Origin of the sequence: Psychrobacter fozii (genome assembly GCF_003217155.1) — a bacterium.
GTDB classification, from domain to species: domain Bacteria; phylum Pseudomonadota; class Gammaproteobacteria; order Pseudomonadales; family Moraxellaceae; genus Psychrobacter; species Psychrobacter fozii.
The window spans coordinates 152,331-179,224 of the sequence record NZ_QJSU01000004.1; the positions used below are offsets into that span (position 1 = coordinate 152,331).

Annotated in this window: 22 protein-coding genes; 18 read left to right on the plus strand and 4 right to left on the minus strand. The window is 42.4% G+C overall.

Annotation, left to right across the window (positions count from 1 at the left end):
- Positions 1–126: 126 nt before the first annotated feature.
- Positions 127–1,032 (minus strand): purine nucleoside phosphorylase YfiH/LACC1 family protein, encoded by a 906-nt coding sequence (locus DFP82_RS06730; protein ID WP_110922967.1) that lies wholly within the window; start codon positions 1,030–1,032, stop codon positions 127–129.
- A gap of 230 nt (positions 1,033–1,262) precedes the next feature.
- A complete protein-coding gene (locus DFP82_RS06735; RefSeq protein ID WP_425450593.1) occupies positions 1,263–2,522 on the minus strand; it encodes an RluA family pseudouridine synthase in 1,260 nt (419 codons plus the stop codon).
- 777 nt (positions 2,523–3,299) lie between these two features.
- On the opposite strand from DFP82_RS06735, the gene DFP82_RS06745 reads away from it, so the two are divergent.
- The 12 genes from DFP82_RS06745 (at position 3,300) to DFP82_RS06805 (ending at position 19,311) form a co-directional block, all read left to right on the plus strand.
- Positions 3,300–4,391 carry an outer membrane protein assembly factor BamD gene (locus tag DFP82_RS06745; protein WP_110922969.1) on the plus strand — a complete coding sequence of 364 codons (1,092 nt, stop codon included), beginning with the start codon at positions 3,300–3,302 and terminating at the stop codon, positions 4,389–4,391.
- A 206-nt stretch (positions 4,392–4,597) separates the two neighbouring features.
- Positions 4,598–6,787: a DNA primase gene (locus DFP82_RS06750; protein WP_110922970.1), complete on the plus strand. Its 2,190-nt coding sequence runs from the start codon at positions 4,598–4,600 to the stop codon at positions 6,785–6,787.
- Positions 6,788–7,292: 505 nt separating this feature from the next.
- A complete protein-coding gene (gene rpoD, locus DFP82_RS06755; RefSeq protein WP_110922971.1) occupies positions 7,293–9,212 on the plus strand; it encodes an RNA polymerase sigma factor RpoD in 1,920 nt (639 codons plus the stop codon).
- Positions 9,213–9,513: 301 nt separating this feature from the next.
- A complete protein-coding gene (locus DFP82_RS06760; RefSeq protein WP_110922972.1) occupies positions 9,514–9,957 on the plus strand; it encodes a MarR family winged helix-turn-helix transcriptional regulator in 444 nt (147 codons plus the stop codon).
- Positions 9,958–9,973: 16 nt separating this feature from the next.
- Positions 9,974–10,768 (plus strand): siderophore-interacting protein, encoded by a 795-nt coding sequence (locus DFP82_RS06765; RefSeq protein WP_110922973.1) that lies wholly within the window; start codon positions 9,974–9,976, stop codon positions 10,766–10,768.
- 248 nt (positions 10,769–11,016) lie between these two features.
- A complete protein-coding gene (locus tag DFP82_RS06770) occupies positions 11,017–12,978 on the plus strand; it encodes an oleate hydratase (protein ID WP_110922974.1) in 1,962 nt (653 codons plus the stop codon).
- Positions 12,979–13,177: 199 nt separating this feature from the next.
- Positions 13,178–14,104 carry a bestrophin family protein gene (locus tag DFP82_RS06775; protein WP_110922975.1) on the plus strand — a complete coding sequence of 309 codons (927 nt, stop codon included), beginning with the start codon at positions 13,178–13,180 and terminating at the stop codon, positions 14,102–14,104.
- A gap of 234 nt (positions 14,105–14,338) precedes the next feature.
- Complete coding sequence (locus DFP82_RS06780) at positions 14,339–14,659, plus strand: YbeD family protein (protein ID WP_181416269.1); 321 nt, start codon at positions 14,339–14,341, stop codon at positions 14,657–14,659.
- A gap of 527 nt (positions 14,660–15,186) precedes the next feature.
- On the plus strand, positions 15,187–17,463 hold the full coding sequence (gene nrdA, locus DFP82_RS06785; RefSeq protein ID WP_110922976.1) for a class 1a ribonucleoside-diphosphate reductase subunit alpha: 2,277 nt from the start codon (positions 15,187–15,189) through the stop codon (positions 17,461–17,463).
- A 51-nt stretch (positions 17,464–17,514) separates the two neighbouring features.
- The gene (locus DFP82_RS06790) at positions 17,515–18,159 is read left to right on the plus strand and encodes a hypothetical protein (RefSeq protein ID WP_110922977.1); all 645 of its coding nucleotides are present in this window, start codon (positions 17,515–17,517) and stop codon (positions 18,157–18,159) included.
- Between the two features lie 4 nt (positions 18,160–18,163).
- Positions 18,164–18,370 (plus strand): hypothetical protein, encoded by a 207-nt coding sequence (locus DFP82_RS06795; protein ID WP_110922978.1) that lies wholly within the window; start codon positions 18,164–18,166, stop codon positions 18,368–18,370.
- Between the two features lie 572 nt (positions 18,371–18,942).
- Positions 18,943–19,311: a hypothetical protein gene (locus DFP82_RS06805; RefSeq protein ID WP_110922980.1), complete on the plus strand. Its 369-nt coding sequence runs from the start codon at positions 18,943–18,945 to the stop codon at positions 19,309–19,311.
- Between the two features lie 81 nt (positions 19,312–19,392).
- On the opposite strand, the gene DFP82_RS06810 is transcribed toward DFP82_RS06805, so the two are convergent.
- Positions 19,393–19,986, minus strand: coding sequence for a hypothetical protein (locus tag DFP82_RS06810; RefSeq protein WP_110922981.1), 594 nt, complete (start codon positions 19,984–19,986; stop codon positions 19,393–19,395).
- 156 nt (positions 19,987–20,142) lie between these two features.
- Here DFP82_RS06810 and DFP82_RS06815 point away from each other — a divergent pair, with 156 nt between their 5' ends.
- The 5 genes from DFP82_RS06815 to yfaE all read left to right on the plus strand — a co-directional run bounded on the left by DFP82_RS06815 (position 20,143) and on the right by yfaE (position 24,129).
- Positions 20,143–21,219: a hypothetical protein gene (locus tag DFP82_RS06815; RefSeq protein ID WP_146221329.1), complete on the plus strand. Its 1,077-nt coding sequence runs from the start codon at positions 20,143–20,145 to the stop codon at positions 21,217–21,219.
- A 29-nt stretch (positions 21,220–21,248) separates the two neighbouring features.
- Positions 21,249–22,088 carry a hypothetical protein gene (locus DFP82_RS06820; protein WP_110922983.1) on the plus strand — a complete coding sequence of 280 codons (840 nt, stop codon included), beginning with the start codon at positions 21,249–21,251 and terminating at the stop codon, positions 22,086–22,088.
- Positions 22,089–22,102: 14 nt separating this feature from the next.
- On the plus strand, positions 22,103–22,510 hold the full coding sequence (locus DFP82_RS06825; RefSeq protein WP_227680823.1) for a hypothetical protein: 408 nt from the start codon (positions 22,103–22,105) through the stop codon (positions 22,508–22,510).
- A 67-nt stretch (positions 22,511–22,577) separates the two neighbouring features.
- Positions 22,578–23,711: a class Ia ribonucleoside-diphosphate reductase subunit beta gene (gene nrdB, locus DFP82_RS06830; protein ID WP_110922984.1), complete on the plus strand. Its 1,134-nt coding sequence runs from the start codon at positions 22,578–22,580 to the stop codon at positions 23,709–23,711.
- 151 nt (positions 23,712–23,862) lie between these two features.
- Positions 23,863–24,129, plus strand: coding sequence for a class I ribonucleotide reductase maintenance protein YfaE (gene yfaE, locus DFP82_RS06835; RefSeq protein WP_110922985.1), 267 nt, complete (start codon positions 23,863–23,865; stop codon positions 24,127–24,129).
- A gap of 100 nt (positions 24,130–24,229) precedes the next feature.
- Here the strand turns inward: yfaE and DFP82_RS06840 are convergent, their stop codons facing one another.
- Complete coding sequence (locus DFP82_RS06840) at positions 24,230–25,549, minus strand: S1C family serine protease (RefSeq protein ID WP_110922986.1); 1,320 nt, start codon at positions 25,547–25,549, stop codon at positions 24,230–24,232.
- 308 nt (positions 25,550–25,857) lie between these two features.
- Between DFP82_RS06840 and DFP82_RS06845 the strand changes: the two genes are divergently transcribed.
- The gene (locus DFP82_RS06845; RefSeq protein ID WP_110922987.1) at positions 25,858–26,682 is read left to right on the plus strand and encodes a Nif3-like dinuclear metal center hexameric protein; all 825 of its coding nucleotides are present in this window, start codon (positions 25,858–25,860) and stop codon (positions 26,680–26,682) included.
- Positions 26,683–26,894: the final 212 nt, after the last annotated feature.

Consider the following 26,894-nt stretch of genomic DNA (forward strand, 5'->3'; position numbering starts at 1 on the left):
TCAACTATATATAGACTTATTAATACTCAAATAAAAAAACAGCAGATTAAAATTAACCTGCTGTTTTTTGTTATATAAAGCATATTGCGTTACTCAGACAACACTCATTTCACCATCACTACTTTTCTAGCTATCACTGCTCTGCGTACTACGGGCAATCACTAATGCCATACGTCCCGTGGCTGGCTGCTGCAAATGTGTCTGACGACGATACGAGTAATAACGACTGTCGGCATAACTACAGTCTACAGGTAAGTCATTAATGACCGTCACGCCAGCAGTCTCTAACTGCATAGCTGCAAGCTTTGGTAGATCCAGCTTAATTTTTTCATCTTGAGATGGTATAGAAAAGAGCGCCACAAAATCATCGAGTTGTGTCTCTGACAGTGCTTGGTTTTCTTTGCACCCTGCTAATAGCTTGTCGCGGACGTCTGTATTCACCTCATAATTCGCCTGACTAATACAAACACCAATCCAAGCTTGAATCGGCATCGTACTATCAAACCTATTCACTGTTTTTTTGATAACACCGCAAGCTAAGCCTTGCCAGCCTGCATGAATCGCGGCTATCTGTCCTGTCGCTGGCTGGTACAAAACAATCGGCACACAGTCAGCCGTCATTATGGCCAGTCCGATACCTTGTTGCTGACTAACCATCGCATCAGCTGCTACGGGTGTCATACTGAGCGTGGTGGCATCGACATTGTGAACGTTATTACCATGGACTTGACTGACCCAATGCAAACGTTTAATTGGCACGTATTGAAAGCGCTTTGATGCTAAAAATCTTTCATTGATGCCAGACAGTAGACACATACGATTGTGTAATACCTTTGCCGCATCATCATTGACATGCAAACCTAAGTTCAGCTCACCATAATTCGCCTGACCTACTTGAAAATCTGCTGTCTGTTCTGCAGGTTGACTGGTTGAGTCAAGCTCATTGAGCACATCGGTCAAAAAAGCCGCCGTTTGAAAAACAACAACATCATCAATTTGCGCTAGCAATGTCATAGGAATCTTATTAATCATGACTGAGACCTACCATCTTAATGAATCATGTATATGTGGCTGACAATATTTCAATACTTGGTTTTATAGTTAGTTCTATAGCTTATATAGCGTAGATAATAAAGAGTCAGATTTATGTCAGGCTAGTGTCGTCTACTGTTTGTAGTACTTTCACTCGCCTGTCTAGCCTCTTCTGAATTCTAAACCATATTGAACACACGATACTTTACACAACTACTCTGAATAATTGCTTATTCAGCATCATAACCATCACTAAGCACGGCTATGAGTTGTTGCATATCTTCAGGCAGCGGCGTGTTGACTTCCATATCTTCACCTGTCGTTGGATGTACAAAACCTAGCGTATAGGCATGCAAGGCTTGGCGCGGGAAGTTGTTAATCGTTTGACGCTGCGCTTCTGTGAGACCGGCTCGCAATTGACGACGACCACCATAAACGCGGTCACCCACTATCGGATAGGTAATATGGCTTAAATGCACACGAATCTGGTGAGTACGACCCGTCTCCAGTCCTACATCTAATAGACAGTAGTTACCATTAAGCGGTGTCACATTTAATAGATGAGTGACGGCCTCACGTCCTGCTGTCATCACAGTCATTTTGGTACGTTGATTGCGGTGACGACCGATTGGTGCGTCAATATGACGATGGCGCGTTAGGCTTGCCTTATCACCTGCCACCACACACTGATAGTGGCGATAGACTGACTTGTCTTTTAGTTGCTCCATCAGTGCCATCTGAGCAGGTTTGGTTTTGCCGATAAGCAACAGTCCAGAAGTATCTTTATCAATTCGATGCACCAGACCTGCACGTGGCAGATGGTGCTGCTGTGGATAGTGATACAGTAACGCATTGACCAACGTACCCGTCTGATTGCCAGCACCAGGATGCACGACCATGCCAACAGGCTTATTGATAACCAATACGTCGTCATCTTCATAGACGACATCGATGTCTATATTTTCTGGTTGGTCTTCACTATGCTGCTCTAACGTTGTCGATAGATGCAACACATCATCAGCTTTGACACGAACCTTTGGTTTTTGCACACTACCGTTATAGAGTAAGCTACCGTCAGTGATCCAGCCTTGTATCTGCACACGCGAGAAGTCTTTGAATGCTAGCGAGGCAACCTTATCGATACGCAGACCTGACTGATCTTCTGTGACAGTATGGGTCAACTCTATCGCTACTGGGACGGCTGGACCCGAAACTGAAGACTCATCATCATCGCTATCGTCAATGTCGCTATCATCAATATCACCATCATCGATGTCATCTGCATCACTGTCCGGTAGCATCACTTCTTCTGAAATCGCATCATCATGCAATTGCTCATCAAGCGCTGGCTGATTGTCGTCAAGTAACTCACTATTTTTTAAAACGTCATTTGTCATCGGTGACTCTTGTGCTGATGAATCAGTATCTAACGATTGATTCGGTGGTAAATGGGTGGTTATAGCATTATTATTCATAATAAATTGATACATAGCAAAGCGCCTAACCTCATTCTGTCAGGCAACTTTTTGAAAATTTTACAAAAAATCAGACTGCCGGTCACGTATTTATTGCTTATCATAATAGCAATCATCGTCAAAAAAATCGGCAGCAATATCGCGATAGTGTACCATGCCGAGTGCTTAAGCCCTATAGAAGCTGCTCGTTATCTGTCATTTTTGATGATAACTTATAAACACTCAGTATCATCGGTTAACTCTCTAAAATATGACATTGCTGTAATTTACTGTATATTTATCGGTATCAGCGACATTCGATATCGCTCGTGATAGCCGCTCATGCTAAAATGCCGAACTGAAATCAGATATTATGTGGCTTTTTGCTAGCCGTATTGCCAGCCATATCATAGATACTAGCACTATAAGTACTGAGGCTCGGCAACCATGACCTGACTTAGATCTTGCAAAAACAATCTTTGCCACTGTCATGGTCGAATATCCAATACGATAGATTGCACATATCGAAAAAATAGACGAAGCAAACGTTATTCTATAAAGTATGACTATGTTTTGCTGTATGCTATTGCACTGAATTAAAAAATAACGTTTTTATTAGGGTCTATTAAGCCCATACACCATTACAATAAACTGCATTCAATAAAAACCATGTTGATGGTGAGGCTGCTCGACGATGAGTATTCTTGATACTAGACAGTTAGCGGATGCCTCAAAGCATCGTTTTTTATTATTAACCTTTTATGTAGCATAATAGCGCTGCTGTTATTATGCGCCTCGTGTCGGAGAAGAAGTATGCAAGCTGTTGGCAATACGTTTATCAAACTGTCCTCAATAACTCTACTTACGCTAAGTGTAAGCCTAGTCGGTTGTCAAACTTTCAAGAACCTGACTGGCGGTGCTGACGTCGATGCGGTAGAAACCGCTCAAAAATCAGAGCAAAGTTATTACAACGATGCCATCGAACAGCTTGATAAGAGCCACCACACACAAGCTATCGAAGAATTGACCAACTTACGTACCTTTTACCCTACCGGGCAATATGCTGAACAAGCACTACTCGATATGATGTACGCACAATATGAAGGCGGTAAATATGAAATGGCAGCGGCAAGCGCTGAACAGTTCATTCGTCTATACCCTTCTAATCCGCAAGTAAGCTACGCCTACTATGTGCGCGGTGTGGCAAACATGCAAGGATCATCAGAAGGCTTAAAACTGTTCAAAATGAACCAAGCCGAACGTGATACTGCTTATTTGCGTATTGCTTTTGCCAACTTCCAAGAGCTGGTTAATAAATACCCAAACAGCCCTTATACACCAGATGCTGCACAGCGCATGACTTTCATTTACAATCAGTTTGCTGAAAGCGAAATGAGTGCTGCCAACTGGTACATCGAGCGCGAAGCTTATGTCGCCGCTGCCAATCGTGCCAAATGGGTATTCCAGTACTATCCACTCAGTGAATCCATTCCAAAAGCCCTTGCCACGCTAGCTTACAGCAATGAAAAGTTGGGTCTAACGGATTTGGCAAATGAGTACAAAACCCTATTACAGATTAATTATCCAAGCTGGTTGACCAGTGATGGCAGTGTGAAACTAGAGACCAAACGTGATAGCACTTGGCTGAACAAAATCACCTTTGGTAAGCTTGGTCGTTCAAGCGTAGACGATGAGTCAGTAGCGTCAGGCAACTACAATGGTGCAACCAAAACACAGATGATTCGTAATGCTAGCCAGCTAAGATTGCCCAGCGCAAATGCTGCTTCTGCCAATGCGCCAGCAAGTAATGCTGCTCCTGCACGTGGTACAAATGGCAATCTGCAAAACAGTCAGCCACCACGCGGCATCACCCAACCAAACCAAGATGCGCCTATCATCCCATAGTCTGTCAATCCATAGTCGTTTCAACCACATTCTGTCAATGTGAATAATGAATGACTTAGAAGCTGTCTCATAAGAAATAAGGCCAACGCTCATGTTGGCCTTATTTTTCTGTTTCTATTTATCTAATACTTTATCTACTGTCAGCTATTACTACTCGCTGATTTTGGATGCCCAACATAATTGACCTATGGTAAACTGTTTTTTGTATGAGCATTCCTAACCATATCCTTGAGCAACTAAATAGCCAAGCTGACTTAGTCAGTATTATTGGGCGTCATACTACGCTCAAAAGAGCGGGTGGTGAGTTTAAGGGTTGCTGCCCTTTCCATGGTGAAAAATCACCCTCTTTTTATGTCAATCCACAAAAAAACATCTATCACTGCTTTGGCTGTAGTGTCGGTGGCAATGCCATTAGCTTCTTACGTGATTATGAAAACCTCACCTTTATCGAAGCAGTCAATGAGCTATCCAAGCAAACGGGCATCGAAGTACCTAAAGAAGAGCGGCAAAACGTTAGCTATCAGCGTAGTGCACCCAAACCTGCTGTTCCTAAACCTACCACGCCCAAAACTAGTGCGCCTAAATCGAATTCACCGCAGTCTGTGCCTAGCTCAGCTGTCGACCAAAGCAACTTAAGTCAGAACAGCACAGACCAAGGCGGTGTAGAACAAGGCGGTATAGAACCAAGCCATGTGGCACAGGCTAGTTATGATGATGCTCATAGCTACGACAATTATCCACCGCTAGATGCTTACGACTCTGCGCCTTATCCAACAGATGCTTATGGTTCAGAGTATCCAGACGATACGAGCTACCCACCAGCTTGGCTCAGCGACAGCGATGAGACAATCAATCTACACGGTATGGATAATAGTGCCGATGCTGATGGCAACCTATACGATCTGTTAGAGCAAATTCAGCAGTTTTATCAGAATAGTCTGACGACTCACCCTCATGCCAAACATTACTTTTTATCGCGCGGTATCACTGAAGATATCTTTGAAACGTTTGGCCTCGGCTATGCGCCATTTGGTTGGCAGCATCTTGAGCATCAGTTTCCGCAGGATATTGAAGGACTCAAAGCCTTGGGCTTAGTGCGCCAATCAGAGTCTGGACGCGATTATGATCTACTACGTGATCGAGTTATTTTCCCGATTAGAGACAATCAAGGTCGTACGATTGGCTTCGGTGGTCGAGCACTAGATGATGAAGTAAAGCCTAAATACATCAACTCATCCGACTCGCCTGTTTTTCATAAGCAACATGTACTGTATGGCTATTATGAATCTCGCCAGCAGCGCGCCAACGACTGGCTCGTGGTCGAAGGCTATATGGATGTCATCGCCCTCTATCAAGCGGGCATTTATGGTGCCATCGCGTCGATGGGCACAGCGATTAATGAAAGCCAAATATCACGATTACTGACCTTGAACCCAACGCTAACCTTGAGTTTCGATGGGGATAGTGCGGGACAAAAAGCCGCTTGGCGCACCCTAGAAGTTGCGCTACCTGTACTGGCCGATGACAAAGAATTACGGTTTTTAACCTTGCCGAACAATCATGACCCTGATACTTTTATCAAAAGTCAGGGCGGTGATGCCATGCGTGCACAAATCGCCAATGCCATGCCTTTGTCGCAGTATATCTTTGCGTATTTAAGTGAGCGCTACGATCTGACCTTGGTAGAAGGTAAAGCCAAGCTCATGTCTCAAGTACGCGCATTGACCATGGCATTGCCCAAAGGCAGTAGTTTTAAGTATTTGCTTAACAATGACATTTACCAAAAGCTGGGCGGCAAACGCAGTCAGAATATCGAAGCCAAGGATGCCCTGCTAGATTTTGATGGTGACATGACCATCAGTCAGCAGTTGCAGCTGTGCTTTTTGTTCCAACCACGCACCTTGCTCGAAGATCCCATTGAGTCGATTTGGCAACAGGCAGGTATCAGTGACTTACAACTGCCTGCACATATCAAACAAAAAGCTGCGAGCGATACCTTGCGGCCGCTTGCTTGGGAAGATTTGCAAGATACCGACCTACTAGATATTGTCAGTACGATTAAGCGTTGCTTAAGGTATTTACCAGCAGACGCTAACGCAGCGGCGCACTTTATATTGTCCAACGTGCGACCGATGACTCAAGAAACCCTCAGCCGTAGTTGGGGTGGGTTTTATAAAACCTTGACGGCAAGAAATATTTTAAGCCTTGATGAATTGGTCGAAAACTTAGTCATGCAACTGCTCAAACTACATCTGCAAAAAAAGATGCAGGAGCTGATCAAAAATCCTGATCATATTAAGCTGGCGATTGTCCGTAAGCAATCACAGCTGTTAAATGACTGGCTACGTGCACAGCAAGCCGAGCAGTCAGCGCAAATGACCACGGTTAAATCTTGACATTGACCTTCATTTTTGATGAATAAAATATCAACCCTTTAAAAATACAGTGGCTGCCCCCACTACTAATGATTATGCCGAGTAGTCAAAACCGAATCTAAAAGAATGTTAAACATTCAACTGATAGCAAATAATCAGTAGAAAATGATCGGTAAGTCTCACTGTCTCGTGCTTGATTACTGTGGTCTGTGTTAAACTATGCGGCTGTATATTTGCAGCATTGCTTAGCGAACTATCATAAGCACGCATCATCAGGCACAAATTTTAGGTATTATTTTTGAGTAGCAGTTTTCAACGAATGCTATTTTGAAGTCTTTTTTAATGTTTAGCTGTTTTTCAGCATTGTTATTGTAGTGTTTTGAGCCTTTATTCATATCCACTCATTTTTGATATTATTGACAACCTCTACGCCATATTTTGATCAATCGACTGATAAGATCAACGCACCCAGCCAGCGATAGCGCGTCACGATATAAAAATGTCCGATGCAAGTAAGCGAGTATTTATGAACGATAAGTCAGTTTCTAAGTCCACATCTCAACTGGCCACCTTAATCCAAATGGGTAAAGAGCAAGGTTATCTAACCTATGCTGAGGTGAATGACCAACTGCCCGACTCTATTACCGAAAGCGATCAGATCGAAGATATTGTGCAAATGCTAACCGACGTTGGCATCAAAATCTTTGAGTCTGCCCCTGATGCCGATGACATCTTGATGAACGATGATTCAAGTGATGATGACATGGCAGCAGATGAGGCAGCGGCAGTATTAGCCTCTGTTGAGACTGAGCCTGGTCGCACCACTGACCCAGTACGTATGTATATGCGTGAAATGGGTACGGTTGATCTACTGACTCGTGAAGGTGAGATTGCCATTGCTAAGCGTATCGAAGAAGGTATTCGTGACGTACAGCATGCCATGTCTTACTGGCCTGGTACGGTACAGTTCGTCCTTGACGAGTATCAAAAAGTACAAGATGGCGACAAAAAACTCTCTGACGTCATCACTGGTTTCTTAGATCCTGAAACCGAAGCAGACAAAATCGCTGCTCAAGAAGCAAAAGAAGCGGCGAAAGAAGAAAGAGAGCGTATCAAAGAAGAGAAAGAAAACCCACCACCAATCAAGCCAAAAGCCAGTGCAAAAGCTGCACTTGATGATGACGATGAAGACGAAGATGGTGATGAAGAAGAAGCCGAAGAAGAAACCAGCGGTATCGATCCAGAAGAAGTACGCCTACGTCTAGAAGAAATCGAAAACCTATTCATCAAAGCCAAGCAAGCCCTAATCGATTATGGCCGTGGTAGTGTACAAGCAGATACCGCTTATGCCCTACTTGCTGAACGCTTTATGATGCTGAAGCTGAACAATCGCTTATCAGATCAAGTCATGGCCATCATGCATGATGTCTATGATGATGTGCGTAAGCAAGAACGTCAAATCATGCGTTTGGTGATTCGCCGTGGTCGCATGCCGCGTGAAGAGTTCCGTAAAACCTTCCCTAGTAATGAAACCAATGTTGATTGGCTCATTGAGCGTATAAGCGGCAAGCCTGCCTTTGCTGCTACGTTAGAGAAAGTCACTGATGACGTGATCTTATTACAACGTAAGATTCGTGATTACGAGCAAAAGCTCGATATGAAAATCCACGATATGAAAGACGTGGCGCGCCGTATGGCTGTCGGTGAAGCAAAAGCTCGCCGTGCTAAGAAAGAAATGGTCGAAGCCAACCTACGTCTGGTTATCTCTATCGCGAAGAAATACACCAACCGTGGTCTGCAGTTCTTGGATCTGATCCAAGAAGGTAACATCGGTCTGATGAAAGCCGTTGATAAGTTTGAATATCGCCGTGGTTATAAGTTCTCGACCTATGCGACATGGTGGATTCGTCAGGCAATCACCCGCTCTATCGCTGACCAAGCGCGCACCATCCGTATTCCTGTGCATATGATTGAGACGATCAACAAGATAAACCGTGTCTCACGTCAGCTGCTACAAGAAATGGGACGCGAGCCAACGCCTGAAGAATTAGGCGAACGCTTAGAGATGGACGAAGTCAAAGTCCGTAAAGTGCTTAAGATTGCTAAAGAGCCTATCTCTATGGAAACCCCTATCGGTGATGATGAAGACTCACACCTAGGTGATTTCATCGAAGATGGTACGATCTCAAGCCCTGTCGATGACGCGACGGCTGCTGGTCTACAAGAAGCCACTCGTGATGTACTCGGCAACCTGACTGAGCGTGAAGCACGGGTCCTAAAAATGCGTTTCGGTATCGATATGCCTACTGACCATACTCTTGAAGAAGTCGGTAAGCAGTTCGACGTAACGCGTGAGCGTATTCGTCAGATTGAGGCAAAAGCACTACGTAAATTGCGTCATCCATCACGCTCTGAGCATCTACGTTCATTCCTTGAAAATGACTAATATCCAAGTAAGCTAAGTACTAATAAAAAAGCCGAGTATATCTCGGCTTTTTTGTGCCTGTTAATTACTGATTTTCTTAATCACAAAGCTCGTTCATTATAGAGGCCCTTAATCACAAAGGCCTCTACCATTCTTTTCTCTACTCCTTATCATGCGTGCCTACCATGCTTACTTATAATACTTTCTTATCTAAAAATATCTAATCATAGACAAAGCACTCCCTTTAAGAACAACTTTATAGTTGACACTATCAACCTTATTATATATAGTTGCTTATATCAACTATATTAAAGACTCTATTATGTCAAATGATTCATTGAGCGAAACACTACATCAATTAAAGCACACTTATACCAATCTATTATTAGAAGGTATTCGGCAGCAAGGTGTGGATTTGTCCGTGACAAACATCCGAACACTAAAAGGAGTTTGTTACAACCCACAGAGTACTGCACTATCCATCTCTAAGCATATGCAACGAGACAAAGCGCAAATTACTCGCGCATTGAATGACCTGTTAGCGGCTGAGCTGATTCTTAAGACAGACAACCCACTCGACGGTCGTAGCCAGTTATTACAGCTAACGCCCAAAGGCGAGGCAGTTATGACCAAGTTGAATGCAGCAGAAAAATGGACCAAAGAGCAACTGACTCAAGATTTGAGCCCTGTCGATATTGCCCTGTTCTTTCGCGTCAGTCGCACCATGATAGACAACGTTAGCACCAACAAGACTACCGACAAATAAGTAAGGAAAAATTCGTATGAACAACACAATAAATCAAAAACCCGTACGAGAAATCATGACCGTTGCCCATAAACAAATGATTACCCCGCACTATATTCGTATATACCTGACAAGTCAGGCAGAGACGATCGCCAATATTGCCACCATGACAGTCGGCGCCAACAATAAAGTACTCATCCCTAAAGACAAGACGCAGCCTCTCGACTTAGAGGACAAATCTACTTTCGTTATCCGTACTTATACGCATCGCGGTGCCGATGTCGAAAAACAACAGATATGGATTGATTTTGTCGCTCACGGTGATGAAGCGCCTGCCTCAGGTTGGGCAACTCATGCTCAAATTGGCGATGAGATTGGTATCTTAATGAAGCCAAAAAATAAAGCGCTTTGCCCTGCTACAGATAACATTCTGCTAGTTGGCGATGCCACTGCCATACCCGTACTTGGCTCGATACTAGAAACCTTACCTGAGAACGCGACCGGTCAATGCATCATCGAAGTGCATGGTGCAGAAGACGAGCAAGAGCTGCCCACTCTAGCCAATATCACCATGACATGGCTACATAACCCACATCCTATGCAAGGCAGTCAGCTAGTCGATATGGTTAAATCTCTCTCCTTACCAACTGCTGAGCAAAGCCGTTTCGCTTATATCGCTAGTGAGTTTTCATCTGTTAAAGCCCTGCGTCATTACTTAAAAATCGAGCAGCAGTGGTCAAAGGATGAGCTATATGCTTTTTCTTATTGGAAAGCGGGCGTAGCTGAAGACCAATCTGTGAGCGATCGACAAGCAGAGAAAAACACAGACTAACCAACCGCGCTTCGTTACGATAGGAAAATAACTATCGCTGCAGAGCTGAGGTTTTGCGTATTGAATACGTCAACAAAAACATCATTACTATAGGGCGTGTTGAATCCTCAACACGCCCTAATCTGTTTATGTTCAATCATATACTTGATGGTTCAAAAGTTGCGACGTCCCAGGTTTACTTTGTGTGTCCACAGGGTACATAATAAGTTTTGAGTCTTTAGATTCTTTCACCTGCTAAGGGGATTACAATGAAAAATACCAATGACAATCAAAAACAATTAGACCGCTTCCCACATCAGCCAGATGCTAATAAAGACTATCCACATCATACCCCTCAAAACACCCTACCATTTGCTGACAAAATCGGTAATTATCAACGCAATATTGGCAGACCAACCAACGTTTATAAAGACAGCAAGGTCTATATTATCGGTGCTGGTATTGCTGGTTTGTCGAGTGCTTACTACTTCATTCGCGATGGCAAAATACCGGCAGAAAACATCACCTTTTTAGAGCAGTTAGATATATCAGGCGGGTCGATGGATGGCTCAGGTAATGCTAAGGATGGTTACCTGATACGCGGTGGCCGTGAGATGGAATTTACCTATGAAAACTTTTGGGACGTCTTTCAAGACATACCTGCAGTAGAAATGCCCGAGCCTTACAGCGTGCTAGATGAATATCGCCTGATTAATGATGACGATCCTAACTACTCTATCGCTCGTTTACTACACAATCAGGGGGAGATTCAAGATTTTAGCGGGTTTGAACTTAAGAAGTCAGACCAATTGGCCATCATACGTCTATTGCTCAAACGTAAAGAAGCACTGGATGATGTGAGAGTTAATGAATACTTTAGCGACAGCTTCTTTGAGAGTAATTTTTGGATATTTTGGAGTACTATGTTTGCCTTTGAAAAATGGCATAGCTTACTCGAGTTAAAATTATATATGCACCGTTTTTTGCATGACTTAGATGGCCTGCATAATATGTCGATGCTCGTATTTCCAAAATACAATCAATATGATGGCTTTATCGTACCACTGCGCAACTATCTCATCGAGAAAGGCGTCACATTTCAATACAACACTTCAGTGACCGATTTAGATATTGAGTTTGAGCAAGCAGATAACAGTGCGTCAGTGGCAGACTCAGCGCATGAGCCCACCAAAATGGTCAAAGCCATCCTTGCAGAAGTAGAGGGTACGCCCACAACCATTGCCATCACTGAGAATGACTATGTTGTGGTGACCACAGGAACCATGACAGAAGATAGCCGTTATGGTGATAATCATACGGCACCAAATTTAGACACTGTCTTAGGTAATCAAGGTCAATCAACAGGCTGGACACTTTGGAATACTCTTGCCAATAAATCGGCTGTCTTTGGTCATCCTGAAAAATTCAACGGCAATGTCGCTGAATCTTCATGGATGTCAGCGACGTTGACCTGCAAACCATCTGCATTGATAGATATACTCAAAACGCTTTCTGTGAATGACCCCTATTCAGGTAAAACGGCGACTGGCGGTATCATTACCTTTACTGACTCTAACTGGATCATGAGCTTTACCTGTAACCGTCAGCCACATTTTCCAGATCAGCCCGATGATACGTTAGTGCTCTGGGTCTATAGCCTACTGATGGATAAAGAAGGCAATTATGTTAAAAAACCCATGCCAGAGTGTACAGGCAATGAGATTTTAGCAGAGCTTTGTTACCACCTTGGTATTATTGATCAGTTAGACCACGTGGTTGAGAACACCCTAGTCAGATCTGCCTATATGCCATATATCACCTCACAGTTTATGGCACGTGCACATGGCGACCGCCCCGAAATCGTGCCCCAAGGCTGTACCAATTTGGGCTTGGTAGGACAGTTTGTTGAGACAAAAAATGATGTGGTATTTACTATCGAAAGTTCTGTGCGTACCGCCAGAGTTGCAGTATATAGCTTGCTTAATGTTAAAAAACAAGTACCAGACATAGACCCATCGCAATATGATATTCGTCATTTATTACGTGCAGCAAATACATTAAATGATGGTAAAGGATTTATTGGAGAAAACTTATTGCGCAAGCTCCTAAAAGACACCTATTATGAGCATATCTTGCCGCCCGCTCATTTAGATAGTCAGGAAGAGAGCAAGCGTAATGATTTTATTTTTTCAGAATACTGGGAGTCTATCAAGGGGCTTTGGCATAAATAAAATACTTGAACATAAATACATCTGTTTCGTTTGAAAAAATGATGGTCGCTTAGCGTTTAAGTGGCCACTCTTTATTTCTGGCGTTTCGCAGTCTTCGTTAAATTCATGGCGATTGGGGCTTTACAGATTCTTATTCTATATTAGAATCATACCCTGCACTTCATCGTGCATCTATATACCTCATCGCTAGGAAACTGACATGATTGTCCGGCAAACACCAAACGCCCTTAAGATATTTCTTACCCTGCGTGGATCAGTCATTCCGAAAGTCTATCCGCAAATTTTACTTATCGCCATTCTCAGCACACTCATAACGATTGTGCAACATTGGTATCCTGACTCTTTTCCTTATTATGGTATGGCCCCTTTTACCCTGCTAGGGATCGCATTGTCATTGTTTCTAGGGTTTCGGAACAATGCCAGCTACCAACGTTGGTGGGAAGCACGAGGGCTATGGGGTCAACTGGTCTATGACTCTCGCAGCTTTGCCCGCCAAGTGCTTTCATTTGTAGATGATGACACCGAAGCTGGCCGCGATGCCCAACGTTCGATGATTCATCTGACAATCGCCTTTTCTCACGCTGTGCGCCATCGGCTGCGCGGTACGTCTCCTTGGCAAGATGTCGACCCTTTTGTAGCAGCGACCTATCATGACAGTATGCGTCAATCGAGGAACCTACCTAATTATCTGATGCGCCTCTTAGGTAAGCAGCTTGGTGATGTGCGTCGTCAACAGTTATCATCGGAACTTATGGTACAAAACATGGACGAGCGCTTGACGTCTATGACGATTGTATTGGCAGCCTGCGAGCGTATTCATTACACACCACTGCCGTTTGCTTACATGTTGCTAGTGCATCGTACGACTTACCTGTATTGTATTACGTTGCCTTTTGGCTTGGTGGCCTCACTCGGTTGGGCGACTCCCCTCATTTGTGCTGTCATTGCGTATACCTTTTTCGGTTTAGATGCCCTTAGTGAAGAGCTAGAGGAGCCATTTGGTTTTGCGTCTAATCAACTGCCACTTATGGCATTGTCACGCACGATTGAAATCAACTTATTAGAAGCGATGGGAGAGACGGACCTACCGCCTGAGATCACACCTATCAACAGTTATTTGCAGTAGCTGTTTGCGACAGAGAGTGATAATAAGGTGGTGGCGTTCCCTATCAAAGTAATTGTGGTGCCCTATCACTTGAATAATAAGGTCAGCACCACTATAAATAGCCAATAAACCTCTTAACTTAATAGCTCACATTTTAATAAAAGCGAGGCACACATCATGAGTGATGATTCAAAAGACACTGATAATCAAAACAGTACCAATCAAAGCACCAACCAAAACGCCAAAGACGTCACGATGACGGATATGACACCCAATGAAGGCGTCTTAAAAGGCAAAAGAACCGACATTCAAAATCTAGATCTTTGGGACTTTCCAATGAACTACCCATTGAGCATCATTGGTCATGAAGGCGAGCATGAGGGCTTGCTTAATGAAGTGAAGCTAATCCTCGGTAGCCAGTTCCCTGATTTTGATTTGGCTTCTATAGAAGTCAAACCGTCTAAAACGGGTCGCTTCCATTCAGCACGCGTCAATTTGTACCTCACAGACGCCGATCAAGTGAATACACTTTATGCGTCATTGGACAATGCCAAAACAGTTCGCATGGTCCTATAAACAGGTAATGGGTGTTTAGAAAAAAACAACCCCTTTTCCGTCTAAATCGTCACTCATATGGGTGGCGATTTTTTGTGGTTTGGTGTACAATCTGCGCCCGCATTATCGCCAGTACGATCACTATTATCAGTCGACAATAACCGATAAAATAAAAATCAAACCGTCACGATATTTTTACAAAAAATTTATAATGAGCGCATTTGCGTCTAACCCTTATCCCATCGTCCTTTGCCAAAATTTGGACAACACACAAGCCCTCAGCAACATAGTTTCACTCTAAAATCAATATAGTATTTTCAAAATTTTCCCGCTATATTGTGCCTACCAATTAATAAACACGCTATATGTAGTACTCAGTGATTTTAATCGTCACTACGAGTATTGGGTATTTTTTGCCTAAAAAAAGAGCAGCTAACGCCAGCAGTTACCATGTTTAGATAGCGTGTTTAGATAAGCAGTACGATAAAAAACGTTGAGCGGGCTTTACCGTTTAACGAATAATATAAGCAACCAAAATAGAGGCCAGCATGACACATATCGACAAAATCAAAGTGACCAAACGTGACGGACGATTAGAACTTATTGATTTAGATAAAATTCATAAGGTAATCGAGTGGGCAGCTCACAATTTGGATAATGTGTCGGTATCACAAGTTGAGCTAAAATCGCACATCCAGTTTTATGAAGGCATCAAAACTCGTGATATCCACGAGACCATTATCAAGTCGGCTGCTGACCTTATCTCTGAAACCACGCCTGATTATCAATATCTAGCGGCGCGTTTGGCTATTTTCCATTTACGTAAGATTGCTTACAACAAATTTACGCCGCCGCATCTGTATGATCATGTCAAAACGCTAACTGATGCTGGCAAATATGATGAGCATATCCTAGCTGACTATAGCCGTGCTGAATTTGATGAGTTAGAAGAATACCTTGATCACTGGCGCGATATGAATCTTGCCTATGCCGCTGTTGAGCAAATGGCAGGCAAATACCTCGTCCAAGATCGCGTGAGCAAAACCGTCTTTGAAAGCCCTCAGTTCTTGTACATGCTGGTCGGTATGTGCTTGTTCAGCCGTTACGAAAAGTCAGAGCGTATGAACTATGTGAAGCGCTTCTATGATGCGACCTCACAATTCAAAATCTCACTACCAACGCCTATCATGTCTGGTGTACGTACGCCATCGCGTCAGTTTAGCTCGTGCGTATTGATCGAATGTGGTGATAGCCTAGACTCTATCAACGCGACCACCAGTGCCATCGTACGCTATGTATCACAGCGTGCTGGTATCGGCATTAATGCGGGTCGCATCCGTGCCCTTGGTAGCCCTATCCGTGGCGGCGAGGCACAACACACTGGCTGTATCCCATTCTATAAACTGTTCCAAACTGCGGTTAAATGCTGCTCACAAGGTGGCGTCCGTGGCGGTGCTGCGACATTGTTCTACCCACTATGGCATTTAGAAGTTGAGTCATTACTGGTACTCAAAAACAACCGCGGTGTCGAAGACAACCGTGTCCGTCATATGGATTACGGCGTCCAGTTAAACAAAACGATGTACACGCGCCTCATCAAAGGCCAAGACATCTCGCTATTCTCACCAGGTGACACCCCAGGCCTCTATGATGCGTTCTTTGAAGATCAAGACAAATTCGAAGAGTTATATACCAAGTACGAAAATGACCCAAGCATTCGTAGCCGTCAAATTCCAGCAGCCGACTTGTTCAGCCTAATGATGCAAGAGCGTGCCAGTACGGGTCGTATCTATATCCAAAACGTCGATCATTGCAACACGCATAGCCCATTTGACGCGACGGTTGCGCCGATTCGCCAGTCAAACCTATGCATGGAAATCGCCCTACCGACCAAGCCACTTGATAATATCAATGACGAAGAAGGCGAAATCGCGCTTTGTACGCTATCAGCGGTCAACTTGGGTAAAGTCGAAAACGTCAGCGATATCGAAGAGCCAGCCGAGCTAATCGTCCGTGCACTTGATGCCCTGCTCGATTATCAAGACTATCCAGTCAAAGCGGCTCAAAACGGCAGCATGCGTCGCCGTACGCTCGGTGTGGGCGTGATTAACTATGCTTATTACCTTGCCAAGAATGGCGTGCGCTATTCAGACGACAGCGCGCTTGGTCTAACCCATCAGACATTTGAAGCATTGCAATTTTATCTCTTGAAAGCGTCAAACAAATTGGCAAAAGAGCAAGGCGCTTGCCCTGCGTTCAATGAGACTACCTATTCACAAGGTATCTTACCGATTGATACGTACAAAGCCGACTTGGACAAAATCTGCCAAGAGCCGCTACATCTCGATTGGGAAACGCTACGTGGCGAGATCACTGAGCACGGTCTACGCAACTCTACCCTAACCGCCTTGATGCCGTCTGAGACCTCTAGTCAGATCGCCAACGCGACCAATGGTATCGAGCCACCACGTGGTCTGGTTTCTATCAAAGCGTCAAAAGATGGTATCTTAAAGCAAGTCGTGCCTGAGATTACGACGCTAAAAGATCAGTACGAGCTACTATGGCAAATGCCAAACAATGACGGTTACCTAAAGCTGGTCGCTGTCATGCAGAAGTTCGTCGATCAAAGTATCTCTGCCAATACCAACTACGATCCAGTCCGTTATGCTGGTGGCCGTGTGCCGATGAAGATATTGCTAAAAGACTTGCTAAACGCTTATAAAATGGGTGTGAAGACGTTGTACTACCATAACACTCGTGATGGTGCGAACGATGCCCAAGCGGATATGGAAGATGATTGTGCTGGCGGTGCATGTAAGATTTAGGATTTCTCTAGATGTACGATTTTTCTTGAACATAATGGAGATTATAATTCCTTGATTTCTAATAGTTTTAATCGCTATGACTGTACTAATAAAAATTCTTGCTCTACGTTTTCTGATGAAAGAATAGAAAATGGGGATGGTGGAAAAGATCATTCAAGGATAGATGATTGGGCAGCTAAGTACGATATAAGTATTTCTATATTGAGAGAAGAATATTCACAAGGTACTCTTAGACTTAGAAATGTAGATGAAAAAGCTAATAAATATTTACTAGTGATTTCTATAATCTTTACTGGGCTATTTGTTGTACTTTCGAGTTCAGCTATAGAAAGTTTGGTATTTAGTTATAAAGTTTCGTTGATGTACTTTATATTGACTCTAGTCTTTGTAACTACTTTTTCAATTGGTTCAATATTTGGCTTTCTAACTTTCCGAGCAGTTTTAAAGTGCTTCGATTTAGTTGAACTGCAAAAGATGCCCAGTATTCTAAATACTCTTGAAAGTACAAAAATGAATAATTCAGTAGAATATAAGCACTACTTAATTAGTTGTTTTCAACTAGTAATCGATGCTACAGACAAAACAGTCAGTAGTAAGCAAAAACATATTATATCAATATCGAAGAATATTAAGTTTTTCATAGCATTAATAACATTCTCTTTAGCAATTTTAATCTCATTGAAAATATTAGGATAATAATATGAGCAACAATAAGCCAAATCCAATTAACAAGAAGATTAATATTGGAGACAGCAGAAAGTCTAATTTAGATATAAACTCAGACATGCCTACAACCGATGTAAAACCTTCATTTATAACGATAAATGAAGGACGTTCACCAGAAGCCAATTCTCAAAATAACCGGGATAATTCTTACATGGAGCTTATCGTTAATAAGAAAAAATAGTCAGTGTAGGGTAAGTTAGTTTTCCAAATTGTCGTAGAGAATGACGGTAAAACGTAATATACCATCTATGTATTTACTATATTGTTGATGGTTCACGCTTTAGCTAACTCACCATAAACCTGTTTATAAAATACAGCAAACGTAGGTTATGTAAAGCTTGCAACACCTAACAGTTAGATAGATATTAGTTGTAGGGTGCGTCCAGCACACCGATTATATAGAAATTGTGTTTAAAGGTGCGCAAAGCACACCCTACGCCTACTACGTCAAAATATTGGTCTTTGAATCAAATCATGAATAGAGCAAATAGCACTTGTGATGAGTGCGAATCATCATACTTTATAGATAGCTCAAAGATGGCAAGTTTATGCCCTAATTGCGCTCACAAACTTTATGGCTATTTAAATTGTAGCCATCATTTTACAGATGGTGTTTGTGTAGAGTGTGGTTGGAACGGTCAAGAGTCTAATTATGTAAAAGACTTATAAAGTGCGCTTAGCATATCGATTTTATAAAATAATTGAAAAGATGCATGGAATTTACCCTATGCCTACTAAATAGGTTAGATAAAAATGCAGCTGTCTTCACCAATCAGTTATAAATGCTCTGCTAATGCAACAACTTACCGTGATGGTGGCTCGCTTGAATTAAGATTCACCGCAGATGACGACAGAAATTATTGTATATTTATGGAAGTCGTTCATGACTCGCCAAATGATTGCAAACGTTACCATCCGCCGTTGCTGTTCAAAGACTCATTTGACATAAACAACAGTAAGCCTGAAGACTTTATCGATTACTTAACTTGGCAACAGATTAAAGGCTTGATTAGCGAAATTAGAATGGATATCGGTCAAGATTTCGAGAAACATGCTGATTGTGCACATCTCGGATTAATTGAAAATATCGCGAATAATAATGGCTGGCTTATTGAATCGTAAGGTGCGCCCAGCGCACCGATGATATGAACAATGTACGCTAAGGTAAGTGAGCAACTGCCTAACCTACTCCGTGCTTTATAATTATTTTGAATAGGTGTAGCCATGATCTACCATGCAGTTCACTAGATACGTTGTTATACTATCCATCGCTTCTTGATCACTGTAAATAATATTTTCAACTTTTTGTTTTTCTTCAGCAGATAGCCCTGCTTTATTTAACGCATCGAAAGAGTCATAAGAATAACCTTCTTTTTTTATCTTAGGAAGCGCAACCAATTCAATAGCAGGTTTAAGACAATTATCGACATCGTTATCAGCATTATTATTTACCGCTTTCCACGAACTTCTTTCAGATGTTTCCTGAAAACTATATTTGCTCAAATGCTTTACTGAATAGTTAGTCGGCGTTAAAAAGTCTATTGATTTATAACCGTTTTGGTTATTAGCATAATTTACATCTCGTTCAGCTATGTTGTTGTTACTGCTACTACGTTCAGCAGAATCTATACTAGCTGGTTCTTCAAGAGTATCTTCAGAGGTTAGTTGTGGTGTTGATATTGGTTGAGAGGTTTCACTAGCAGGCTGGCTCGGATCTGATATAGAGGTATTATCAGCACACCCTATTAGAAAAATTATAGACAATGATCCTGAAAAACGCAGTATATTTGATAGCATAAATTTAGCCCTTAACTTGTATTGGCAGACGATTCTATAGTATTAAGAAGACGTTATAAATATATAATCATAACTATAATAACAAACTTAAGTTGTAGGGTGCGCACCGATAAGATAACAATCTAATATTTACGAGAATGACGAGAGAGTACCACTATGAAAATAAGTAATATATCACTACTCTCTTGTCTACTCATGATCCCTTTGTTATCTACACCAGTGAGTGCTCAAAATTTTGGAGAGGTTGATAGCTCATTAACAAACAGCTCAGCCAAGTCAAAGCTTGCTGATCCAATTTATAAGATAGACGATAAGTATAAAAATATAGAGAATAATTTAGTTGGACACTATACGTTATCTTTTGGACAAGGGTCTAAAGCGGAACAAAAGCTAATTACACTTTCTAAAAATCGAAAATATACAATAATTGGCTCCAGCTTTACTACCCCTATTAGGATTGGTGATTGGCGAGTGGTAGATGGTAAATATTTACACTTACTGGCTTATGACGCTTATCCTTTCAACGTCTATGGTCGTCATACCACTGAGTTGAATGAGACTAGTCGAGTAGTTTTTAATGGTATTTATTTTAGCCATAATACGTTCATAAACTACGATAATGTATTGAATGAGATGCCAACGCTGACGCCTATTTTGAATAAAAATATTGATCGCAGTAAAAGACCTTATATTAGCAAGCTACCTCAGAAATATAATTCAATCTCGCTTGCTTATAACCCTAACGACAAGAATAGCGGTGATAAAGAAATAGATATCTATACCTTTAATAATAAAAATAATTTTAATGACTTTGCTATCTCAGCACGTATCAATTTAACTTATCAAGATACTGTTAAGGCAACTATTAAAGAGGACTACCTCGTATTTGAGCAAGGCAAAACGACTAAACGCTTTGTTCCTGAAATAACAAACGAAGACGATTCATCATTAGAAGATATGGAAAACCTTGCTGTATCACCCAAAACTATTTATCAGAATATAGCGGGTAAACCCTTTGTTGAACCGTTCGTCAATCCGAAAGACTATACTTTTGATAATAATATAAAAGCATATGTCGCTATTAATAAATGTCGTACAAGCTGTCCAACAGAAGAAGAGTATGGTTATTTTGATATTTTCTACGAATATCAATTATTAGAAGATATTACAGTGCAGCAGAGTAAATTTAAAATAGCGAACACAGTTGCTGTTCCTTTGGCTTTAGAAGAGTAATGCTAATCAAGCCTAATTAAGGATGGTTCATGAAAAATTTTAAGACCTCATTACTACTATCAACACTATTGTTAGCGACTAGCAGTTATGCTGAAACGACAAATAATGAAGAGATAGAGGTAGAAGTCAATACACGTGACCAGTGTGGTTACTATTATAGAGAGACATTAAGCCATCCTCTCATCAAACGTGACGCTGCCGTAACCATAGATAAAGAAGCTGCTAAACTCATTCAGCTAAAGCGTCAGTTCGCTGATAAATACATTATGAATGCTGATATTGCAACCTTTAGCGAAACAGGCAGCATCTCTGATTATGACAGTTATGCTCAAATGCAGGACTTGATAGACAGAGGTCATGTCATACCACAGGAAGTCGCTGTAAAAGAACTAATAAGCTTATTTGGCTATTATTACTTAGGCGAATACGTGCCAAAAGATGACTATCAAGCCATCGCTTACTTAGAAAAGCTAGTTGAATATTATGATCATGCCCGTCCAGAGTATGTTGACGAGCTGATACTAGGCGTAGCTATGTCCTTAGATGGAGGCATCAGCAAGGCCAATCCGCTTTGGAGAAATGATGATCCAACTCAAGTATTCAATTTACTCATAAAAGCAGGGTCACTCGATACAGAAGTGATGATGATTGATGAAGACTTTGACAGCTCAGATGCTGATTGTGTCAAAAACGTACTGCCTAAGATTGAAGCGCTGGCTAACCAAGGCAGCCGCTTGGCCATTCATAGGCTAGCAAAGCATTATAAAAAGTTGAGCGCTAAAGGCACTGAAGCAGATAATGAGAAGATGATGTATTGGCAACAAAAAGCTGAAGAAAATCCCTTAATAGGCATCAAATGGTCCATTTAATTTAGGACATATCATTGAAATACACAAACAATAAAAATGACGGAGGTCATGTGCAATATACCGCAATCATCAAAGACGGTGGTTTGTTTATCCCAAATGTATTTTCAGACCTAAACGATGGTGGCTCGCATATCGTACAAGTCGAGGTTGATATTGCAGCGGTGCGTCAGCAGTTAGAGGCGAGCGAAGCACCAAAGGCAGCCGTCACCAAAAAAACTGTCGCAAAAGCAGCCAAAAAACCAGTATCGAGAGCAGCTAAAAAAGACTTAAAAACAGCAGCGGAAGAGTCTGATGTGAGTACCCTCCGCAAAAGCGCACTCGATGAATTAGAAGCGCTCGATGATAGTGAGCTGAGCGAGATATTCAAAGCCTATATGAACGATGGACAAGAGTCGTCACAGATATCGTTAGAAAACTTGTAATACAATTAAATGAAAGCCAGTCACAACTATATAAATCAATAACCGTATCAATTATAAAGGCAGTCTCATGACCTACTCGATTTTTTCACAGACACCAAACAATGCGCTAAAAGAGCCAATGTTCTTTGGTAATCCAGTCAACGTAGCGCGCTATGACCAACAAAAGCACCCTATCTTTGAGCAATTGATTGAAAAGCAACTCTCGTTCTTTTGGCGTCCAGAAGAAGTTGATGTGTCAAAAGACCGTATGGACTTTGGCAACCTGTCTTCGCATGAGCAGCATATATTTTTGAGTAACCTCAAATACCAGACCCTACTCGACTCTATCCAAGGCCGTAGCCCAAACGTGGTGCTATTGCCGCTCGTGTCTATCCCTGAGCTTGAGACTTGGATTGAGACATGGTCATTCTCTGAGACCATTCACTCACGCAGCTATACTCATATCATTCGTAATATCGTCAACGATCCAAACATCATCTTTGATGACATCATGCAAAACGAGCACATCTTAGAGCGTGCCTCGGATATTGCACAATATTACGATGATCTGTACCGCAACTCGCAGCTATATAGCTTGTACGGCGCTGGTACGCACAACGTCAATGGCGAGGAAGTGACTGTTGATTTGCGATCTCTGAAAAAGCAGATGTATCTGTGTATCGTCGCAGTCAACGTCTTAGAAGCCATTCGCTTCTATGTGTCGTTTGCTTGTTCATTTGCCTTTGCTGAACGTAAATTAATGGAAGGTAATGCTAAAATCATTAAGCTGATTGCTCGTGATGAAGCACTGCATTTGACGGGTACGCAGCATATGCTCAACCTCATGCGCAATGGTCGTGACGATCCTGAGATGGTCGAGATTGCCGCAGAGTGCTATGAAGAAAGCATCGAGATCTTCCGCAAGGCTGCCGAGCAAGAAAAAGAATGGGCAGGTTATCTGTTCAAAGATGGCTCGATGATTGGTCTAAATAAAGACATTCTTTGCCAATACATCGAATTCATCACCAACTTGCGTATGGAAGCCGTTGGCCTGCCAGCCGTGTTCCCGAACTCGAAATCAAATCCGATTCCATGGATCAATACATGGTTGTCGTCTGACAATGTGCAAGTGGCTCCGCAAGAGACAGAAATCAGCTCTTACTTGGTTGGTCAGATTGACTCAGACTTATCAGACAGCGACTTTGATGATTTTGAATTATAAGAGCTTTGAATTATAAGATCTTTGAACTGTAATAGTTTTACGCTTTAATAGTGTTTTAGGTGTCAACAGTACTTTAGGCATTAATAGTGTTTTACGCTTCGATGGCTGTAGGATATAGCAGCAAGATAGTCAAATCCAAATAGGATGAATTATGACGTGGGTAATGACCAGTAAGCAGCAGTTTTACTTGCATGACGATGAGAGTCTGCTCGATGGACTGCTGCGCACCGGACATGAGGTTAATTATCAATGCCGCGAGGGCTATTGTGGGAGTTGCCGAGTCAAACGTATCGCAAGCTCACATACGGTCGACTATCCATTTGAGCCACTCGCCATGATTGACGAGGATGAGATACTGCCTTGCTGTTGCCGTGTACAAGGCGTTATACATATCAATCATGAGCCTATCGTAAAGTAGAGAAAAACAAATAAAAAGCGCGCTATCTTATATAGATAGCGCGCTTTTTTTATACTAATATCTCATTGCTATGAGCGATGACGAGAGATGTTAAAGGTAACTACTGAGGAGCACCATCATTCTCAAACAGTTTTAGCAGCTCTTCACGCATACGGTCACGCTCTGCTTCCGACATCATTGGAACGTTCTGCTGTTCGCTTTGTAGATCAGGCTGAGCAAAGCTCTCAGTTTGCACAGAAGCAGGAAGTGCAACAGGCTCTTGCTCTGGACGTACTTCTAGCGAGATGGTGACCTGCTTGTTATTACCATTACGCAATATCTGTGCATCAAGCTGTGTATCAGGAGACTTGCGAGCGACATATTGGATCAACGTGTTGGCATCCGTCATCTCAATACCATCAATGGTCAAGATAATATCACCCACGCGTAGACCACTCTTCGCAGCTGGGCTTTTATCAATGACGTTTAGCACTTCTACACCCGTTGACGTCTCTAACTGCGTTGGATCACGTAGCTGTGATTGTATCTCGATACCCAACCACCCTCGACTGACCTTACCATCTTTAATCAAGGCATTCATAACCTGCTCTACGATAGAGGTAGGAATGGCAAAACCGATACCGAGAGAGCCACCAGATTGTGAAAAAATCACGGTATTGATACCAACCAACTCACCGCGAGCATCCACCAATGCGCCACCTGAGTTACCAGGATTGATCGCAGCATCCGTCTGAATGAAGTCTTCAAACTTATTCACACCTAACCCAGTACGACCTGTCGCTGAAATGATACCTTGGGTCACAGTCTGACCCACCCCGAACGGATTACCAATCGCCAATGCCAAATCACCCACACGAATAGGATCTTCGCGGAATCCTAACGGCGTCAATCCTGTCATATCAACTTTAATTACGGCCAAATCACTGTCTGGATCGGTACCTACCACTCTAGCGCGGCTCTTACGACCGTCATTAAAGGCAACCGTAATCTCATCGGCTTTTTCGACGACATGGGCATTGGTCACGATATAGCCATCTTCTGACACAATCACACCAGAGCCTAAGTTGGTATTGCCTTGCTCTGCTGATTGGCCACCATGATACTCAAAAAACCGACGCAGCACAGGGTCATCCATATAAGGATGCTCTGCTACTGTCTGTGTGGTATAGATATTGACGACCGACTGGGATGCACGGGCGACCGCATTATGATAAGAGGAGATAGGTGCTGGCGTATCGGCAACAGGTTCTGACGCTTGCTGATCAGCCGCTGAGGTTCTCGGCGGCTCCCACTTAGCCTCTGACGTCGATTTCATACTCGTAAACAACCAGATAAACGCTGCCAGCACTAGCAGCAATAAGACCCAAGGTAACCATTTTAATAAAGAAGTCTTGTTATTGGTGTTCCGGGATGACGACATATACAACCTCTATAAATTTAATACAAAAAATGATGATAAGTAATGAGTGTACACTGCTGCTGATTTGATTCTTTTTATTTAATACTAAAACCAGTATTGATGCCACGCTCTAATAAGACGCTATCAATCAGTACAGCTCACGCCTACAAATTATAACCGCCAACCATACCAAATGGTAACGTATCGTGTACCATTTCAGTTAGTAGCTTTGTCTACTCTTTTACAACACCATGTTAAAATGATTATTATAAAAAACTATGGATTATTTGCAATCATTTGACCGATTGCGACAACAATAAGGGCATACCATGACGGCTATCGACATTTCGACAGAATCAACCAACACCACCATAACAGTAGAGGCGCTAACGCAGTTTTGTGACGACTATTTGTCAGCCAACGCATTTAAAGATTATGTACCCAATGGCTTACAAGTGGATGGTGGGCGACCTATCCAACGTATCGTCACGGGTGTGACCGCTTGTGAAGCGTTGATTGATGCGGCTATCGCTGATAATGCCGATGCGATCATGGTACATCATGGTTACTTCTGGAAAGGCGAACCTGCCACTATCACAGGTATGAAAGGTCGACGTATTCGCAAATTGATGCAACATGGTATCTCTATGATTGGCTATCATTTACCGCTAGATGCCCATCCTGTCGTTGGCAACAATGCCATGCTCGCTGAGATGCTAGATCTGACCATCACTGGGCCACTCTATCCTACTGAATCGCACCCAGTTGGCAATATTGCCACTTGTGTACCACAGAGCGTCGATGATCTTATCGCGAAGATTACTCAAGCATTAGGACGTACACCACTACATATCGCAGCTGAATATCATGAAAACTCATCTTCTAAAACAAGTAATAGATTGATAGAACGTATCGGTATCTGCACAGGTGGCGCACAAGATATGATCGAACAAGCTGCATTGATGGGCTGTGACGCGTTTATCTCTGGTGAAATCTCTGAGCGCACCACCCACATCGCACGTGAGCTTGGGATTGATTACTTTGCCTGCGGACATCACGCAACAGAACGAGGCGGCATTCAGGCACTGGGTAAGATAGTATCTCAAGAATTTGGCGTCCCTGTAACCTTTATTGATATCGACAACCCTGCTTAAAACCTCAGTTTAAAATCTTAGGTATTATCTCTAGATTCAGAGTTCTTTGTGGGAATTGAAAGTTGAAGCGACTATTTCAATTCTCACAATCAATGTTTTACCTTAATTAATGCACCAAAAAGGATGCCTTTTCTGACCGTCTGTAGCCCTATTGTTAAGTTTTATCGCTAATTTCTTAACCATACTTGAATAATCGGATGAATATCCGCATA

Coding starts and splice junctions, on each gene's coding strand:
- DFP82_RS06730 (WP_110922967.1), bottom strand. CDS start 1,032: ATGATTAATAAGATTCCTATGACATTGCTAGCGCAAATTGATGATGTT.
- DFP82_RS06735 (WP_425450593.1), bottom strand. CDS start 2,522: ATGTATCAATTTATTATGAATAATAATGCTATAACCACCCATTTACCA.
- DFP82_RS06745 (WP_110922969.1), top strand. CDS start 3,300: ATGCAAGCTGTTGGCAATACGTTTATCAAACTGTCCTCAATAACTCTA.
- DFP82_RS06750 (WP_110922970.1), top strand. CDS start 4,598: ATGAGCATTCCTAACCATATCCTTGAGCAACTAAATAGCCAAGCTGAC.
- rpoD (WP_110922971.1), top strand. CDS start 7,293: ATGAACGATAAGTCAGTTTCTAAGTCCACATCTCAACTGGCCACCTTA.
- DFP82_RS06760 (WP_110922972.1), top strand. CDS start 9,514: ATGTCAAATGATTCATTGAGCGAAACACTACATCAATTAAAGCACACT.
- DFP82_RS06765 (WP_110922973.1), top strand. CDS start 9,974: ATGAACAACACAATAAATCAAAAACCCGTACGAGAAATCATGACCGTT.
- DFP82_RS06770 (WP_110922974.1), top strand. CDS start 11,017: ATGAAAAATACCAATGACAATCAAAAACAATTAGACCGCTTCCCACAT.
- DFP82_RS06775 (WP_110922975.1), top strand. CDS start 13,178: ATGATTGTCCGGCAAACACCAAACGCCCTTAAGATATTTCTTACCCTG.
- DFP82_RS06780 (WP_181416269.1), top strand. CDS start 14,339: ATGACGGATATGACACCCAATGAAGGCGTCTTAAAAGGCAAAAGAACC.
- nrdA (WP_110922976.1), top strand. CDS start 15,187: ATGACACATATCGACAAAATCAAAGTGACCAAACGTGACGGACGATTA.
- DFP82_RS06795 (WP_110922978.1), top strand. CDS start 18,164: ATGAGCAACAATAAGCCAAATCCAATTAACAAGAAGATTAATATTGGA.
- DFP82_RS06805 (WP_110922980.1), top strand. CDS start 18,943: ATGCAGCTGTCTTCACCAATCAGTTATAAATGCTCTGCTAATGCAACA.
- DFP82_RS06810 (WP_110922981.1), bottom strand. CDS start 19,986: ATGCTATCAAATATACTGCGTTTTTCAGGATCATTGTCTATAATTTTT.
- DFP82_RS06815 (WP_146221329.1), top strand. CDS start 20,143: ATGAAAATAAGTAATATATCACTACTCTCTTGTCTACTCATGATCCCT.
- DFP82_RS06820 (WP_110922983.1), top strand. CDS start 21,249: ATGAAAAATTTTAAGACCTCATTACTACTATCAACACTATTGTTAGCG.
- nrdB (WP_110922984.1), top strand. CDS start 22,578: ATGACCTACTCGATTTTTTCACAGACACCAAACAATGCGCTAAAAGAG.
- yfaE (WP_110922985.1), top strand. CDS start 23,863: ATGACGTGGGTAATGACCAGTAAGCAGCAGTTTTACTTGCATGACGAT.
- DFP82_RS06840 (WP_110922986.1), bottom strand. CDS start 25,549: ATGTCGTCATCCCGGAACACCAATAACAAGACTTCTTTATTAAAATGG.
- DFP82_RS06845 (WP_110922987.1), top strand. CDS start 25,858: ATGACGGCTATCGACATTTCGACAGAATCAACCAACACCACCATAACA.